Genomic DNA, 13,899 nt, shown 5'->3' with positions numbered 1-13,899 from the left:
GGCTCCCAACTCGGCGCGTACAGAGTGTGTGTATTATACTTCTCGCAATTACACAGACGGGGGTTATTCATATGAAGCTAGGAACGATAACGCGCGGCGATAGGAAGATCTACATACTTCTGACTGCGGATTGTCCGCAAGGAGGGTCGATTGTTGCCGAGTCGCATTGCCAGGGAGATGACGCCGTTCCCGCCCTCGTCGCTGCCAAGGATGCCGCACATGGCGAGTACGTGCTCATCTTGCCCCTGCTTTACGTCGAGCAGGCCGTCACCGTACGCGTGCTCGATGCAGAAGGTGCGGTTCTTGACGAGGAGTCCCAGAAGGTACGACACCTCTCGAGCGCATTGACCGCGAAGTACAATACCCTGAGCAAGGCGCCTGGCGTCAATGACATTCGCAATTTTCGACCGCTATGCGCGCAGTGATATTTCTCATATCGAGCCTGATCGCATTTGTTACTTTGGCTATGAGCCGCAAAACAGCGAGCTCGTGCATATCGTCATCACGACTCATTGCGACGATGCGAGTACGCACCAAACGCCATTCGAGGTCATCGTCTTTGACCGTCAGGGCAAGCGCATGCCTATCAGAGATCGCGCTGTCCTGAGCGACAAACTTGACCATCCCGTGCCCCACTCCGATTTCACGCGCCGCACCATCCACACCTCGTTTCTCAAGGAGCATGGCAACGATTGGTTCTTCATTTGGGTGCGTTTTGCGGATGACGCTCTGCCTCCTGCGTTCATCTGCATGGACAAGTGGCGCACGGAGGATGTTCGCGATCGTTTTCAGAGGAAGTTCAATGATTCGGGTCAGGGCCCCTTCTACGAGGATTGGTTCTACCACACTCAAAAGAAGTCACCGATGGAGCTCGATGGGCAGCGGAGGGCGCACTTCGAGATCGAGCCGCTGTTCTCGATCATCGTGCCGCTCTACAAGACGCCGCTCGACTTCTTCGCGGAGATGTCACAGTCCGTTCTCGAGCAGACCTATGGCAAGTTCGAGCTTATCCTTGTCAACTCGACGCCCGAGGACAAGGAGCTTGCCGCGGCTGTGGCCGCGTGCGCGGCAAACGATGATCGCGTACGGGTGGTGACACTCGACAAGAACTACGGCATTGCGGGCAATACCAACGAGGGCATCGCCATCGCACAAGGCGACTTCCTCTGCTTCTTCGATCATGACGACATCCTCGAGCCGAGCATACTCTTCGAGTACGTCGATGCCATCAATCGCTACCCGGAGACGGATTTGCTCTACTGCGACGAGGACAAGATCAGGGACGGCAAGCTCTTCGATGGCTTCCTCAAGACGGACTTTAGCTGGGAGTTGCTTGCCACCTGCAATTACGTGTGCCATCTGCTCACGGTGCGCAAGTCCATCGTGGATGCCATCGAGCTTTCGGGCGACGAGGTCACGGGTGCGCAGGACTGGGATATGACCCTGAAGGTTGCGGAGAAGGCGCGCAACATCTTCCACGTGCGCAAGGTGCTCTATCATTGGCGCTCGCATGAGCACTCGGCTGCCAGTAACGCCAACGCCAAGCCCTACACGCACAAGGCCGGCGAGATTGCGGTCAGGAATCACTACGAGCGTATCGGCATTCCCGTCGATGTGCTCGATGGCTTCTGCGGCAACATGCATCGCATCGTGTATCACCTACCCGAGAAGAAGCCGCTTGTCTCCATCATCATCCCCAACAAAGACCAGGCCTTCATGCTCGAGCGCTGCCTCGAATCCATCTGGGAGAAGACGACCTACGAGAACTTCGAGATCATCATCGTCGAGAACAATAGTGTCGAGGACGAGACCTTTGCGCTGTACGAGCGCCTGCAGGCCGAGCACGACAACCTGCGCGTCGTGCGCTTCGAGGGTTCGTTCAACTACTCTGCCATCTGCAATTTGGGCGTGACGCATGCCGTGGGTGACCACTATCTCTTCCTCAACAACGATATGGAGGTCATCACGCCCGATTGGATTGAGTTGCTGCTCGGCCCCCTGCAACGCGAGGAGGTCGCCGTCGTAGGCGCACGTTTGCTGTATCCGGACAGGACAATCCAGCACGACGGCGTGGTGATTCCGCGCTCCGACCCCAAGCACGTGGCGTGCATGGCGCCGGCGAGCCTCGTGTACTACTTTGGCATGATCCACAATGCTCGCGACGTGCTCGCGGTTACGGGCGCATGCCTTATGGTGAGCCGAAAGGACTTCGAGTCGGTCGAGGGCTTTGACGAGCGCTATGCCGTCGCCTATAACGACGTGGACTTCTGCCTGCGCCTCGTCGAGAAGGGTCGTCACGTCATCATCGATCCCAACATCGAGCTCTACCACTATGAGTCAGTGTCCCGTGGGTTCGACGAGACGGTCGAGAGCAAGATGCGAAACGCCGAGGAGCTCGCGATGTTCCAGAAGCGCTGGCCGCGCTTCATTGCCGAAGGCGATCCGTATTACGGTACCAACATCGCGCATGCGAACGCGTACTACGCGCTCAACTGGGACGTGCGCGCCTAGTCGATACCGAGGTACTGCTTCCAGAACGGCAGTGACGTCATGACGGGGCGGGCTGCCTCGTACTCCTTGCGCAGGCGGTCTTTGTTCGCACGAAACTCGACCATGTCACGGTGGAAACGGTCCCAGAGCCGGTTGAAGCGCTCCTTGTCCATCTTGCGGATGATGCCCTTCTTGCTTGGCGCGTCGATGGCGATGATGTATTCCTTCTTTCGAAGCTCATCGACGGGGTACAGCCAGCCGGCGGCGCTGATGACGGCAACCGATCCCTTGTCGTAGTAATCGCCCCTGACCATGCGATGGCCGTTGACGGTCATGTTGTCCCGTATGCGCTCGACGAACGAGCGATGGTCGTCTCTCTCGTAGTTCTCGTGGTCGAATTGCGTTGCGGGGATGGTATCGAGATCAACGCCCAGAGCCAGGGCATCTTCCTTGATATCGTCAAGCGGAAGCAGCTTCTCGGCCTTCTTGAGGTGGTCAAGGTAGCTTCTCTCGGCTGCTCCCTTTTCCATGATGAAGGACGGGCCCTTCAGAAAGTCCTCGAAGGCATCGAGGACGAGTGCTGCGTTATCGTAGTTGTACTTCTTGAGTTCGAGCTCGAAGCCGATCTTCAAATCGCCTATGAAGTCGGACAGGGGGGCCATGCCGCTCGTGAACTGCCCGATGAGCACGTTGCGGGGCATTTGGTAGCGCTCCACGGCAGCGCTGTAGCGCTGTTTGAACGGTGCGTGCCATACGCAGATGCCGTTCATGGTCATGATCTTGGCATGCGCACGCAGGCTGTACTCAACGTCGTCGGTACGCACGAAGATGGGCAGCGGTAGCCCTTCGCGATCGATTACGGATACGGGTATGACGCAGTACCACCAGGCAGCGTAGGACTGCGACATGCGGTCCGCATCATACCCCGCCTCTTCGGGATTGCAGTGGATAAAGGCCTCGTTTGCGACGCAGTCGTGCAGCACATCGACGTAGGCAAGGTTCTTGGCGGGGAAGTACTTGCCGTTGCATGCCACGAATCCGACGTCTTCGTAGCGCAGATTCGGCTGGTCCATGCTCATCATGGCACCGCTCAAGAACGCTTCCGAGTACTCGTCATTTACGATGGAGAGCAGGTTGAAGGTGCGTATGATGCTCTCGGGCGAGATGCTCACGTCATCGTCCATGAGCAGCACGTGGGTAGCGCGCGGGGCCTGTTCCATGGCCTCGATCATGCCTCGGGCAAAACCGCCCGCTCCACCCGCGTTGGGATTGGGGTGCAGGAAGATGCGCTCGGATTCGACGTCCTCGGCGTCAAGGGTGCGACCGTTGTCGACGACATGCATGGAAAAGTGTTCCGAGATGGGCTCGTCAGTCTCGATGATGCGTTTTCTGACAAGCTCGACATTGGGAAGAATGTAGTTCTCGTTTTTGAAGGTCGTCGTGCAAAGGGCAAGCTCGACGGGGCGGATGCTCTCGTCATCGACCTCGGTGTAATAGTAACTGTTGCGGATCTGCACGGTTCCCTGGCTTTCCAACAGGAAGCCAACGAGCACGTCATCGTTGAGCTCGAGGGGGATATCGAGCGTGACCCACTCTTCGCTTGCAGCGATATCGCGCCTTGTCGTGTCGAGACGCTCGGCATGCCATGTGTATGTATCGGCACGCGTTTGCGTGAACGTGCAGGCGGCTCTCTTAAGCTCGAGGTGCAAGAAGAACTCTCGGGCGTTGGTATAGCGCATCCACTTGCCTGTGGGCAGCGCATTGAAGAAGGTGGTGAAGTCGAAGGTGCCGGGCCCTTGCAGACTCCATTCGCTTCCGGCGGAATCACCGCATGTTACGGGGGCATTGGAGGAGCAATACATGGCAGGTGCTCGGAAGAACTGCCAGCTGTTTTCCAGTAGAACGTTCGAAAGCTTATGTCGCTGCATGCCGTTTCCTTCCACGTATCGCCGCGGTTTCTTCCGGCTATTCTATCCGAGCATTTCGGCTAGAAACGCAAAAAAGACAAAAGGATACATGCGAACGTAAAAAGGTGGATTGGCGACCGTGTCGTTTCCGTTGCGGGATTGCTGCGTGCATGTAACGGGTTTTGCGGACGGGCGCTTAGTAAAATGCTGCCAGGTCATGTTACGCAGGAAGAACGCCAAAGGAGATCATATGATTAGTTTGGTAAGCAAAGGACATGCGAAAAGATGTGCGCTCGTCGCGATTCTTGCGCTTATGTGCGCGTCGCTCGTCATGATGGTGCAGCCTCCGGCAAAAGCCGCCCATGCCGATGAGTCCGCGGTGAAGATGAATCGTCTCTACAATCCCAACAGCGGCGAGCATTTCTACACCGCCAGCCCGGTTGAGAAGGTCAGCCTCATGGATGCCGGTTGGAATTACGAGGGCATTGGCTGGACCGCGCCGGCAGATGGTAATGCGGTTTATCGTCTGTATTCGGGCACCGACCATCACTACACCATGAGCGAGGTCGAGCGCGACCATCTCGTTTCCGTCGGCTGGAGCTATGAGGGCATCGGTTGGTATTCGGATGCAGACGAGTCCGTCGCCCTGTACCGCCAGTTCAATCCCAATGTGCAGCCGTCTGCCCCAACCAACAATTCGGGAAGCCATAACTACACGTTGAGCAAGGTCGAAAACGACAGTCTCGTCTCGGCGGGATGGAACGAAGAGGGCATTGGCTGGTATGGCATCAATGACACGAGCGAGCAGGATCTGTTCCTCGGGTCGTTCTTCATTGATACGCCTGGCCAAGGCGCGGGTTTCGAGACTGCGCTGTGCTACACCCGTGACGGCATCAATTTCACCAAAGCCAGCACCCCGTTTGCGAGCAACGCGGATCCGCTCCACGACCCAAGCATCATGTTCAAGGACGGGACGTTCTACATGCTCTCCAATTGGAACAGGAACAACGGGCGCTTCTATCCCATGATTTCCTATTCCGAGAACCTTGTCGACTGGACGCAGCCTGAGGGGCTGGGTCTTATCAACGGCGGAAGCTACGATGGCATCTCGCTGTCGTCCATGCCGTTCGGTATCTCTGACTTCGATGTCGTTGCTCCCGAGTGGTTCGTGGATGACAACGGAGACATCTACATCATCTTCTCGGCTGGCTACTATGGCGATTATCAATGGTCAGCCCGAAAGCGATAGGATGAAGGTCTATGCCGTCAAGGTCGATATCTCGAACAACGGCCTTGCCTCGTCCACGAGTGGTTCCGGCAAGCACTTCCCGCAGGGGCTCAGGCTTGACGCTTCCACCGCGTTCGAGATTCAGGGTCTCGAGGCATCGGACAATTACATCGACTCCTCATCTACAAGGATGGGGACACCTATTACCTGATAACCAAGAAGGACGGCGTCAACAATCAGATCTATGCGAATTCGAGCATGTCACCTGATGGATGGCACCTGGTCAACACCAACATTGCCACGGGCAACGAGGGCCCTACGATGGTCAATGTCGATGGCGTGTACATGCTCTACACCGACATGATTGCCACCTATCATGGGCAGACCGGCATTCAGGTGAGCGCATCTCTGGGTGAGAGCAAGCCCTTCTCCGCACCGCAGTCAATTAGTTGTGTCGACAGCTCTGGAAACAAGGTGACGTTGCGTCATGGCACCGTCATCAAGCTGGAAGGCGAGGCAAAGGCCCTCGGCGAGAGCTTTATAAGGCTATAGGGTTTCTGAAGAGTCTCTTTTGACTAACGAACGCCATTACATCCGCTGTGATGGCGTTCTCTATTCTATATATGCGTCATCTCTGTGCAGTATCCTAGACATGACTTGCATAATTTACTGACCAAGATACGGACAAACGTTACCTGTTCTGCGGTTTTCGCAAAGATATAGCGACCGCTGGCAGAAGCGATGCTCGACTAAGCATGCGTGCGTGGTAGTGTCGCGCCGTGGTTATATCTGGTGTAGGGAAGTGATCAAAACATGAGTAAAGTTCGTTCGCTCGGACGGGTATGGATTGTCATTGCTGCAACCGTGCTCGCATGCATGCTTGCGATGGCGGCGACGCCCGCCTACGCGGCAGAAAACGCCGGGACTACCGACACGACGGTTTCCGATGGCACCGTGACGACCGATCCCGATGACGGCGAGGACGTGACCGGGCCTGACGACGTGACGCCGGGGGACGCCGACGATCCCGGCGAGCCGACCGATCCCGACACGCCGGCAGCGCCGGACGATGGCGACCAGGCGGACGAGCCCGCCGGTGACACACCGGACGAGGGCGACGATGGCGACCAGGCGGACAAACCCGCCGGTGACACGCCAGATGACCAGGATAAACCTGACCAGGATACCCCCGAGACTCCCGGTGAGACTCCTGAGGAGCCCGAGGTGAGCTACGAGGACTCCCACGCCAACATGTACCGCCTCTACAATCCCAACTCCGGCGAGCACTTCTACACCATGAGCCTCTACGAGGCCACGAGCGTCGCGTCGGCCGGCTGGCAGTGGGAGGGCATCGGCTGGGTCGCCCCCACGGCGGGAAACCCGGTCTACCGCCTCTACAACCCCAACGCCGGCGACCACCACTACACCACCTCTGACGCCGAACGCGCCCACCTCATCTCCGTGGGCTGGACGACGAGGGAATCGGCTGGTACTCCGACGGCGAGGACGGCGTCGTCGTGCTGCGCCAGTACAACCCCAACGCCATCGCCGGCGCGCACAACTTCACGACCTCCTGGGTCGAGAACGACCACCTGGTCGGCGTCGGGTGGAACCACGAGGGCCTGGCCTGGTACGCGACCAACGGCCCCAGCCTGGAGATCAACGCCCAGTGGCTCATCACGAACGCCTGGGGAAGCCTCGAGCGCTACTGGATTGGTGCTGACGGCAACATCGTCAAGGGTCGCCTCATCGACCCCGACGAGGGAACCGGCTACCACGCCTACGCCACAAACGATGGTGCCATTGTACGCGGTAAATACTATGCCCCCGAACTTGACTGTGTCTATGTCGCCGATCAGGAAGGACGTCTCGTTTCCAAACCCGATGGCCAGGACGGTTGGTACGTCACCGATTCCATCGATGGCGGCATGCAGCGTTACTATTACCTCGCCGACCTTCATGCCATGAACGCCGGTTTCTTTACGGTTGATGGTGTGAATTACTACGGTCTTGCTGCCGAGGGCTACGTGCTTCGCGGCAAATACAGCTGGGGTGGCATCGTCTTGCTCGGCAATCTCGAAAGCGGCGAGCTTGCGACGGGCCAGGGCTGGCTTGTTACCGATATCTACGATGGCGGCACCCAGCGCTACTGGCTCATTGCCACGTGGGAGAACTCGCCCTACTCCGGCGCTCAGACGGGCCTGATCTACGTCGATGGTGGCAAGTACTATGGTGACCCCAAGCAGGGTTACATTGACCGCAATAAATACGTCTATGCTGATCGCTGGTATAAGGCCAATAACGATGGCTGGCTCACCGAGAGCGAGTCTCCCGAGGAAGGCGATATGATGCTGCGTGCCCAGGGCATGCGCAGCCCGACGGACTTCCTCATCCTCGTCGATACGGACAAGTGCCGCGTGGGCATCTTCAGGGGGTGGCAACGATAATTGGAACCTCGATAGGTTCGAGCCCTGCGTTTGCGGTGCTCCGTGGTCCCCGACCATCACGGGCACCTACTCTACGGGCTATCACCTGCCCGTGTTGCCGGATTGGTCGAATGCCCTGTACTGCACCAATATCACGGGTGGCTACTTCTTCCACAGCGTTCTGAGTTCCACCGACGAGCTTGGCCAGCATCTCTCCCATGGCTGCATTCGCCTCGACTGGCCGTTTGCCCAGTACATGCAGACGGTTCCCTACGGATCGACGGTGCATCTGTACTAGCGCGATATGCGTGTTTGAATAGGCATCGTGTGCGGGCACCTCTCATTTGGGAGGTGCCCGTTTGTATTTGCCGTGCGTGTCTTATAATGATTCGACATATTTCGAATCCAAGCGGAGGAGTGCATCACATGAAGGGCATCATTCTGGCGGGCGGTAGCGGAACACGCCTGTATCCGCTCACCCTCGTTACGAGCAAACAGCTTCTGCCAATCTATGACAAGCCAATGATTTACTATCCGCTTGCCACGCTCATGATGGCAGGCATCCGCGACATACTCATCATCTCGACACCTGCAGATCTCCCCAATTTCGAGCGCCTCTTGGGTGACGGAAGCCAGCTTGGAATCAAGCTTTCCTACAGGGTGCAGCCCTCGCCCGATGGCCTTGCCCAGGCATTCATCATCGGCGAGGAGTTCTGCGCGGGAGAACCCTGCGCCCTCGTCCTCGGTGATAACATCTTCTATGGCAATGGCTTTCGCGATCAGCTCAGGCGCGCCGTTGAGCGTGCCGAGAATGGCAAGGGCTCCACGGTCTTTGGTTATTACGTCGATGACCCCGAGCGCTTTGGCGTCGTGGAATTCGATGAGAACTACAACGCGATCTCCATCGAGGAGAAGCCGGAGCATCCCAAGAGCAACTATGCGGTCACGGGTCTCTACTTCTACGACGAGCGCGTGTGTGAGCTTGCCAAGCGAGTCAAGCCTTCTGCGCGCGGAGAGCTCGAGATTACCGATCTCAACGAGATGTATCTCAATGATGGCTCGCTCAATGTCGAAGTGCTCGGCCGGGGCTATGCCTGGCTCGACACGGGTACGATGGAGTCGCTGTTCGAAGCGACGAACTTCGTGCGTACGGTCGAGCAAGCCCAGGGCATCCCGGTGAGTGTGGTCGAGGAAATTGCCTATGGCAACGGTTGGATCGATCGCGAGCAGCTCATCGAGGCGGCAACCAAGTACGGCAAAAGCAATTACGGCAAGTACCTCAAAAGCGTGAGCGAAAACAAGTTTCTATGCAAAGGGCGGTAAGTAGCAGATGAAGATTCTGATCACGGGGGGGGCGCGGACAGCTTGGAAACGAGCTTCGGCGTTGCCTTGAGACCATGAAAGCTGAGATTGGTCCCATTCCGGCTGTCTATATGAACGCGGATGTCGACTATACCGATTATTGGATGCTTGATATCAGCGATGCCGATGCCGTTGACGCTTGGTATGCCGAACATGGCCCCTATGATCTCACCATCAACTGCGCGTCAATCACCAATGTGGATGGCTGCGAGCAAAACGAAGCAGCTGCCCTGCACGTCAACGCGATGGGGGCTGAGAACATTGCCCGTGCCGCGCAGGCATGTGGTGGCAAGGTCGTTCATATTTCCACCGATTACGTCTTTCCCGGTACCACTTCCGTACCACGTGTCCGAGACCGATGCAGTTGAGCCTATTTCCGCTTACGGGCGGACCAAATGGGAGGGTGAGGTGCTCACCCGGGCCGCATGCGAGAAGAGCTTCATCGTGCGTACGGCATGGCTCTATGGCTACATCGGCAAGAACTTCGTGAAGACGATGCTGCGTCTTGCGCGCGAGAACGGCAAGATTTCCGTGGTCAACGACCAGATGGGCAACCCGACAAGCGCCAACGATCTTGCCTACGAGATTCTCAAGATCGCGACGACCGATGATTATGGCACGTATCACTGTACCAATAATGGTACATGCAGCTGGTTTGACTTCGCCTGCGCCATCGTGGACGCAGCCGGCATCGAGTGCGAGAAGGAGGGACTGAGCTCCGCCGAGTACAAAGAGCGCTTCCCGCTCTCGGCAGATCGTCCCGCGTACTCGAGTCTCGAAAACGCGCATCTTGCAGCGACTGTTGGCGACGAGATGCGTCCTTGGCAAGAGGCTCTTGCGACGTACATGGATAGATTCGAGGAACTGGCAGATTAGGTTCTGTCAGGTAAGAATGGGAAAAGGTGTTTTACTCGCCAATGATTCGCACCCGAAGTGACAGAATCGCTCAGCTGCTGCGGAACTCGCGCACAGAAACCGTGCGCTCAAACAGTCCTCGCAAGACCGCTTCGCGATTCTGCCTCTTCTGCTCATCGGGCTTCGTAAAACACCTTTTCCCATTCATATATGGATAGAAGGAACTTATGACAACGGATAAAGTCATCACGAGTGGCAACTTCACCTTCACGCAGACGTCCATCGAAGGCGTCATCATCGTCGACGTCAAAGCGTATGGTGATGCACGCGGCTACTTCATGGAAACGTACAAGCGCCCCGATTTCGTTGCGGGTGGTATCGACGTCGAGTTCGTGCAGGATAACCAGAGCTCGTCCACCAAGGGCGTGCTGCGCGGCTTGCATTTCCAGATCGAGCATCCGCAAAGCAAGCTCGTGCGCGTCGTGAGCGGCGAGGTCTTCGACGTGGTGCGTTGACCTGCGTGAGGGAAGTCCCACCTATGGCCAGTGGGAGGGCGTTATCCTCTCGGCCGAGAACAAGCGCCAGTTCTTCGTACCGCGCGGCTTTGCTCATGGCTTCCTCGTGCTCTCGGATACAGCGGAGTTCTGCTACAAGTGCGATGACGTGTACCATCCCAACGACGAGGGCGGTTATCGATATGACGATCCGGCCTTCGGCATCGAATGGCCCGAGATTGATTGCGAGATCAATCTGAGCGACAAGGATCAGGTCCATCCCGCGTTCAAGCGCGACTAGCAAGGAGCAAGAGCATGACGGATACGTTTGTCCCCAAGAATGTCATCGTCACGGGTGGCGCCGGCTTTATCGGGCAGCAACTTCGTGCATTGGGTCATCGAAAACCAACCTGGCGTGCATGTCACGGTGCTTGATGCGCTTACCTATGCGGGTAACCCGGACAACATAGCGGGTTTGCCGCAAGACCGCATGACCTTCGTGCATGGCGATATCTGCGATGCCGAGCTCGTCGACAAGCTCGCTGCAGATGCCGATGCGATCGTGCACTTTGCCGCCGAGAGCCATAATGACAACTCCATCCTCGACCCGACGCCGTTTCTGAGAACGAACGTCGAGGGCACGTTCACGCTCTTGCAAGCGGCGCGCAAGCATGATCTGCGCTTCCATCACATCTCGACCGACGAGGTGTACGGTGATCTCGCGCTCGACGATCCCGCGCGCTTCACCGAGGAGACGCCCTATCATCCGAGCAGCCCCTATAGCTCGACCAAGGCATCGAGCGACATGCTCGTGCGCGCCTGGGTGCGCACCTATGGCGTGCGTGCGACCATCAGCAACTGCTCGAACAACTACGGCCCGCGCCAGCACATCGAGAAGTTCATTCCGCGTCAGATCACGAACATCCTCTGTGGTATCCGTCCCAAGCTCTACGGTGACGGTCTCAACGTTCGCGATTGGATTCACACCGAGGATCATTCCAGTGCGGTTTGGGACATCCACCAAGGGCGAGATAGGCGAGACCTACCTCATCGGTGCCGATGGCGAGAAGAACAACATTGACGTGCTGCGCGCCATCCTCGCGGAGATGGGCAAGGATGCCGACGACTTCGACTGGGTCAAGGATCGCCCCGGCCATGATCGCCGCTATGCCATCGATTCCACGAAGCTGCGCCGCGAGCTCGGCTGGCAGCCCAAGCACACGAACTTTGACGAGGGCTTGCGTGACACCATAGCCTGGTATGAAGATAACCGTGACTGGTGGGAGGGTGCCAAGCAAGAGACCGAGGCCAAGTATGCGAAGCAAGGGCAATAGGGTATCTCATGGGCATCGACGATTTGCGGTTTGACGAACACGGCCTTATTCCGTGCGTCGTGCAGCAGCACGATACGGGCGAAGTCCTCATGGTTGCCTGGATGAACGCCGAGTCCCTCGAGCTCACGCGAGAGACGGGAACCACCTGGTTTTGGTCGCGCTCGCGTCAGGAGCTCTGGAACAAAGGTTTAACGAGCGGAAACATTCAGGTGGTCAAGGAGCTGTATTATGACTGCGACGGAGATACGCTCCTCGTGAAGGTCGATGCTGCGGGCCCTGCCTGCCACACGGGCGCCACGAGCTGCTTCTTTCGCACGCTGGATGTAAAACGCAAAGACGATGATGCTCATCATCAGTCAGAAGAGGAGTAGGCGGTAATGCCGGATACAGGTGCTGACGAGTTTGACGTGATTGGTTCTGCTGCAGCCGAGGCAAATCGCGACTATGTTCTCAAAACGGTGCAAGAGCGGCACATTCACTTTATTCGCATGTGGTTCACCGATGTTCTGGGCCAGATGAAGTCCTTTGCCATCACGCCAAGCGAGCTCGAGACCGCATTTGACGAGGGCATGGGCTTTGACGGCAGTTCAATCGAGGGCTTCGCGCGTGCCGCAGAGTCCGACATGATTGCCTTTCCCGACGCGAGCACGTTCCAGGTGCTGCCCTGGCGCCCCAAGGACGATGGCGTGGCACGCATGTTCTGCAACATTCTCACGCCCGAGCGCAAGCCTTTCGATGGCGACCCGCGCTACGTGCTGCGTTGCATGCTTACCAAGGCCGCGCGCATGGGCTACACCATGAACGTTGGCCCCGAGCTCGAGTACTTCTACTTCAAGAATTCCACGGAGCCCGACCCCATCGATTACGCGGGCTTTTTCGACCTGACCGCCGATGACACGGCTTCTGATCTGCGCCGCGACACGATTTTGACGCTTGAGCAGATGGGCATTCCCCGTCGAATACTCCCACCACGAGGCCGCGCCTTCGCAGCAGGAGATCGACCTGCGCTATAGCGATGCGCTCTCCATGGCCGATGCGGTCATGACATATCGTCTCGTCGTGAAGGAGGTCGCCCTCAAGCATGGCGTGCATGCGAGCTTCATGCCCAAGCCCATCCGCGATGTCGATGGCAGCGGCATGCATGTGCACATCTCGCTTTTCCGTGATGACGAGAACGCTTTCTTCGACGAGAACGATCCGCTTGGCTTCGGCCTGTCGCAGACGGCCAAGCATTACATCGCGGGCCTGCTCAAATATGCCCCCGAGATGACGCTCATCACCAACCAATACGTGAACTCCTACAAGCGCCTCATTCCCGGTTTCGAGGCTCCTCTCTATGTGACCTGGGCAAATCGTAATCGTAACGCGCTCGTGCGTGTGCCGCTTTATAAGCCCGGCAAGGCTAATTCCGCTCGCTTCGAGTACCGTAGCCCCGATCCGGCATGCAATCCCTACCTCGTGTTCGCGGTGCTCCTGGGCGCGGGTTTGCGCGGTATCGAAGACGAGCTCGAACTCGAGCCGCCCCTCACCGACGATCTTTCAACCATGAGCGAGGCAGAGGCGCTTGCCGCTGGTTATCGCATGCTGCCCGGGGATTTGCACGAGGCCATCGAGCTCTTTGAGCATTCCGAACTGATGCGCGAGATTCTTGGCGATGAGATGCATCACTTTATCGTCGAGAACAAGAAGGAAGAGTGGCGTTCGTATCGTTCCCAGGTTACGCAATGGGAACTCGATCGGTACTTCCCAATTCTGTAGAAAGCGACCAGGTGCTGTGCCATGCATCGTAAACGCGTGCTATAC

15 protein-coding genes and 2 pseudogenes are annotated in these 13,899 nt (G+C 57.5%); 15 read left to right on the top strand and 2 right to left on the bottom strand.

The genetic code is table 11. From position 1 onward, the window contains the following. Positions 1-71 precede the first annotated feature (71 nt). Positions 72-425 (top strand): hypothetical protein, encoded by a 354-nt coding sequence (locus OIM11_07680; GenBank protein HJJ01005.1) that lies wholly within the window; start codon positions 72-74, stop codon positions 423-425. Continuing rightward, on the top strand, positions 388-2,511 hold the full coding sequence (locus OIM11_07675) for a glycosyltransferase family 2 protein (protein ID HJJ01004.1): 2,124 nt from the start codon (positions 388-390) through the stop codon (positions 2,509-2,511). Before OIM11_07680 ends, OIM11_07675 begins: the two co-directional genes overlap by 38 nt. Here the strand turns inward: OIM11_07675 and OIM11_07670 are convergent. Continuing rightward, positions 2,508-4,418: a glycosyltransferase gene (locus OIM11_07670; GenBank protein ID HJJ01003.1), complete on the bottom strand. Its 1,911-nt coding sequence runs from the start codon at positions 4,416-4,418 to the stop codon at positions 2,508-2,510. The two genes, OIM11_07675 and OIM11_07670, sit on opposite strands and share 4 nt — an antisense overlap. A gap of 229 nt (positions 4,419-4,647) precedes the next feature. Between OIM11_07670 and OIM11_07665 the strand changes: the two genes are divergently transcribed. The 3 genes from OIM11_07665 to OIM11_07655 are packed head-to-tail and all read left to right on the top strand — an operon-like array spanning position 4,648 to position 6,177. Then, positions 4,648-5,646 (top strand): hypothetical protein, encoded by a 999-nt coding sequence (locus OIM11_07665; protein ID HJJ01002.1) that lies wholly within the window; start codon positions 4,648-4,650, stop codon positions 5,644-5,646. After that, on the top strand, positions 5,612-5,836 hold the full coding sequence (locus tag OIM11_07660) for a hypothetical protein (protein HJJ01001.1): 225 nt from the start codon (positions 5,612-5,614) through the stop codon (positions 5,834-5,836). The genes OIM11_07665 and OIM11_07660 overlap by 35 nt, the downstream gene beginning before the upstream one ends. 47 nt (positions 5,837-5,883) lie before the next feature. Further along, a complete protein-coding gene (locus OIM11_07655; protein HJJ01000.1) occupies positions 5,884-6,177 on the top strand; it encodes a hypothetical protein in 294 nt (97 codons plus the stop codon). Between the two features lie 231 nt (positions 6,178-6,408). On the opposite strand, the gene OIM11_07650 is transcribed toward OIM11_07655, so the two are convergent. Next, complete coding sequence (locus OIM11_07650) at positions 6,409-7,077, bottom strand: hypothetical protein (protein HJJ00999.1); 669 nt, start codon at positions 7,075-7,077, stop codon at positions 6,409-6,411. 65 nt (positions 7,078-7,142) lie between these two features. On the opposite strand from OIM11_07650, the gene OIM11_07645 reads away from it, so the two are divergent. The 10 genes and pseudogenes from OIM11_07645 (at position 7,143) to OIM11_07600 (ending at position 13,854) form a co-directional block, all read left to right on the top strand. Next, positions 7,143-8,072, top strand: coding sequence for a hypothetical protein (locus OIM11_07645; protein ID HJJ00998.1), 930 nt, complete (start codon positions 7,143-7,145; stop codon positions 8,070-8,072). Further along, positions 7,981-8,349 (top strand): L,D-transpeptidase, encoded by a 369-nt coding sequence (locus tag OIM11_07640; GenBank protein ID HJJ00997.1) that lies wholly within the window; start codon positions 7,981-7,983, stop codon positions 8,347-8,349. The genes OIM11_07645 and OIM11_07640 overlap by 92 nt, the downstream gene beginning before the upstream one ends. A gap of 128 nt (positions 8,350-8,477) precedes the next feature. Continuing rightward, complete coding sequence (gene rfbA, locus OIM11_07635; GenBank protein ID HJJ00996.1) at positions 8,478-9,374, top strand: glucose-1-phosphate thymidylyltransferase RfbA; 897 nt, start codon at positions 8,478-8,480, stop codon at positions 9,372-9,374. A 74-nt stretch (positions 9,375-9,448) separates the two neighbouring features. Next, entirely contained in the window at positions 9,449-9,781 is a 333-nt protein-coding gene (locus OIM11_07630; GenBank protein HJJ00995.1) for a sugar nucleotide-binding protein, read from the top strand. Positions 9,782-9,821: 40 nt separating this feature from the next. Further along, positions 9,822-10,289, top strand: coding sequence for an NAD(P)-dependent oxidoreductase (locus OIM11_07625; GenBank protein ID HJJ00994.1), 468 nt, complete (start codon positions 9,822-9,824; stop codon positions 10,287-10,289). Between the two features lie 206 nt (positions 10,290-10,495). Then, entirely contained in the window at positions 10,496-10,783 is a 288-nt protein-coding gene (locus OIM11_07620) for a dTDP-4-dehydrorhamnose 3,5-epimerase family protein (protein ID HJJ00993.1), read from the top strand. A 43-nt stretch (positions 10,784-10,826) separates the two neighbouring features. Then, a complete protein-coding gene (locus tag OIM11_07615; protein ID HJJ00992.1) occupies positions 10,827-11,063 on the top strand; it encodes a dTDP-4-dehydrorhamnose 3,5-epimerase in 237 nt (78 codons plus the stop codon). A gap of 14 nt (positions 11,064-11,077) precedes the next feature. After that, positions 11,078-12,096 (top strand): annotated as a pseudogene (gene rfbB / locus OIM11_07610) (dTDP-glucose 4,6-dehydratase). Between the two features lie 8 nt (positions 12,097-12,104). Continuing rightward, the gene (gene hisI / locus OIM11_07605) at positions 12,105-12,467 is read left to right on the top strand and encodes a phosphoribosyl-AMP cyclohydrolase (protein HJJ00991.1); all 363 of its coding nucleotides are present in this window, start codon (positions 12,105-12,107) and stop codon (positions 12,465-12,467) included. A 6-nt stretch (positions 12,468-12,473) separates the two neighbouring features. Further along, positions 12,474-13,854, top strand: a pseudogene (locus OIM11_07600) (glutamine synthetase family protein). Positions 13,855-13,899 lie beyond the last annotated feature (45 nt).

The sequence above is a fragment of the Coriobacteriaceae bacterium genome (assembly GCA_025992705.1).
GTDB lineage: Bacteria > Actinomycetota > Coriobacteriia > Coriobacteriales > QAMH01 > QAMH01.
Note: the sequence above shows the minus strand (reverse complement) of the source record. Positions and strands in the feature narration are given on the sequence as shown.

What these genes read in the sequence shown, in the direction of transcription:
- OIM11_07680 (HJJ01005.1), top strand. Translation starts at nt 72, where the DNA reads ATGAAGCTAGGAACGATAACGCGCGGCGATAGGAAGATCTACATACTT.
- OIM11_07675 (HJJ01004.1), top strand. Translation starts at nt 388, where the DNA reads ATGACATTCGCAATTTTCGACCGCTATGCGCGCAGTGATATTTCTCAT.
- OIM11_07670 (HJJ01003.1), bottom strand. Translation starts at nt 4,418, where the DNA reads ATGCAGCGACATAAGCTTTCGAACGTTCTACTGGAAAACAGCTGGCAG.
- OIM11_07665 (HJJ01002.1), top strand. Translation starts at nt 4,648, where the DNA reads ATGATTAGTTTGGTAAGCAAAGGACATGCGAAAAGATGTGCGCTCGTC.
- OIM11_07660 (HJJ01001.1), top strand. Translation starts at nt 5,612, where the DNA reads ATGGCGATTATCAATGGTCAGCCCGAAAGCGATAGGATGAAGGTCTAT.
- OIM11_07655 (HJJ01000.1), top strand. Translation starts at nt 5,884, where the DNA reads ATGTCACCTGATGGATGGCACCTGGTCAACACCAACATTGCCACGGGC.
- rfbA (HJJ00996.1), top strand. Translation starts at nt 8,478, where the DNA reads ATGAAGGGCATCATTCTGGCGGGCGGTAGCGGAACACGCCTGTATCCG.
- OIM11_07630 (HJJ00995.1), top strand. Translation starts at nt 9,449, where the DNA reads ATGAAAGCTGAGATTGGTCCCATTCCGGCTGTCTATATGAACGCGGAT.
- OIM11_07620 (HJJ00993.1), top strand. Translation starts at nt 10,496, where the DNA reads ATGACAACGGATAAAGTCATCACGAGTGGCAACTTCACCTTCACGCAG.
- hisI (HJJ00991.1), top strand. Translation starts at nt 12,105, where the DNA reads ATGGGCATCGACGATTTGCGGTTTGACGAACACGGCCTTATTCCGTGC.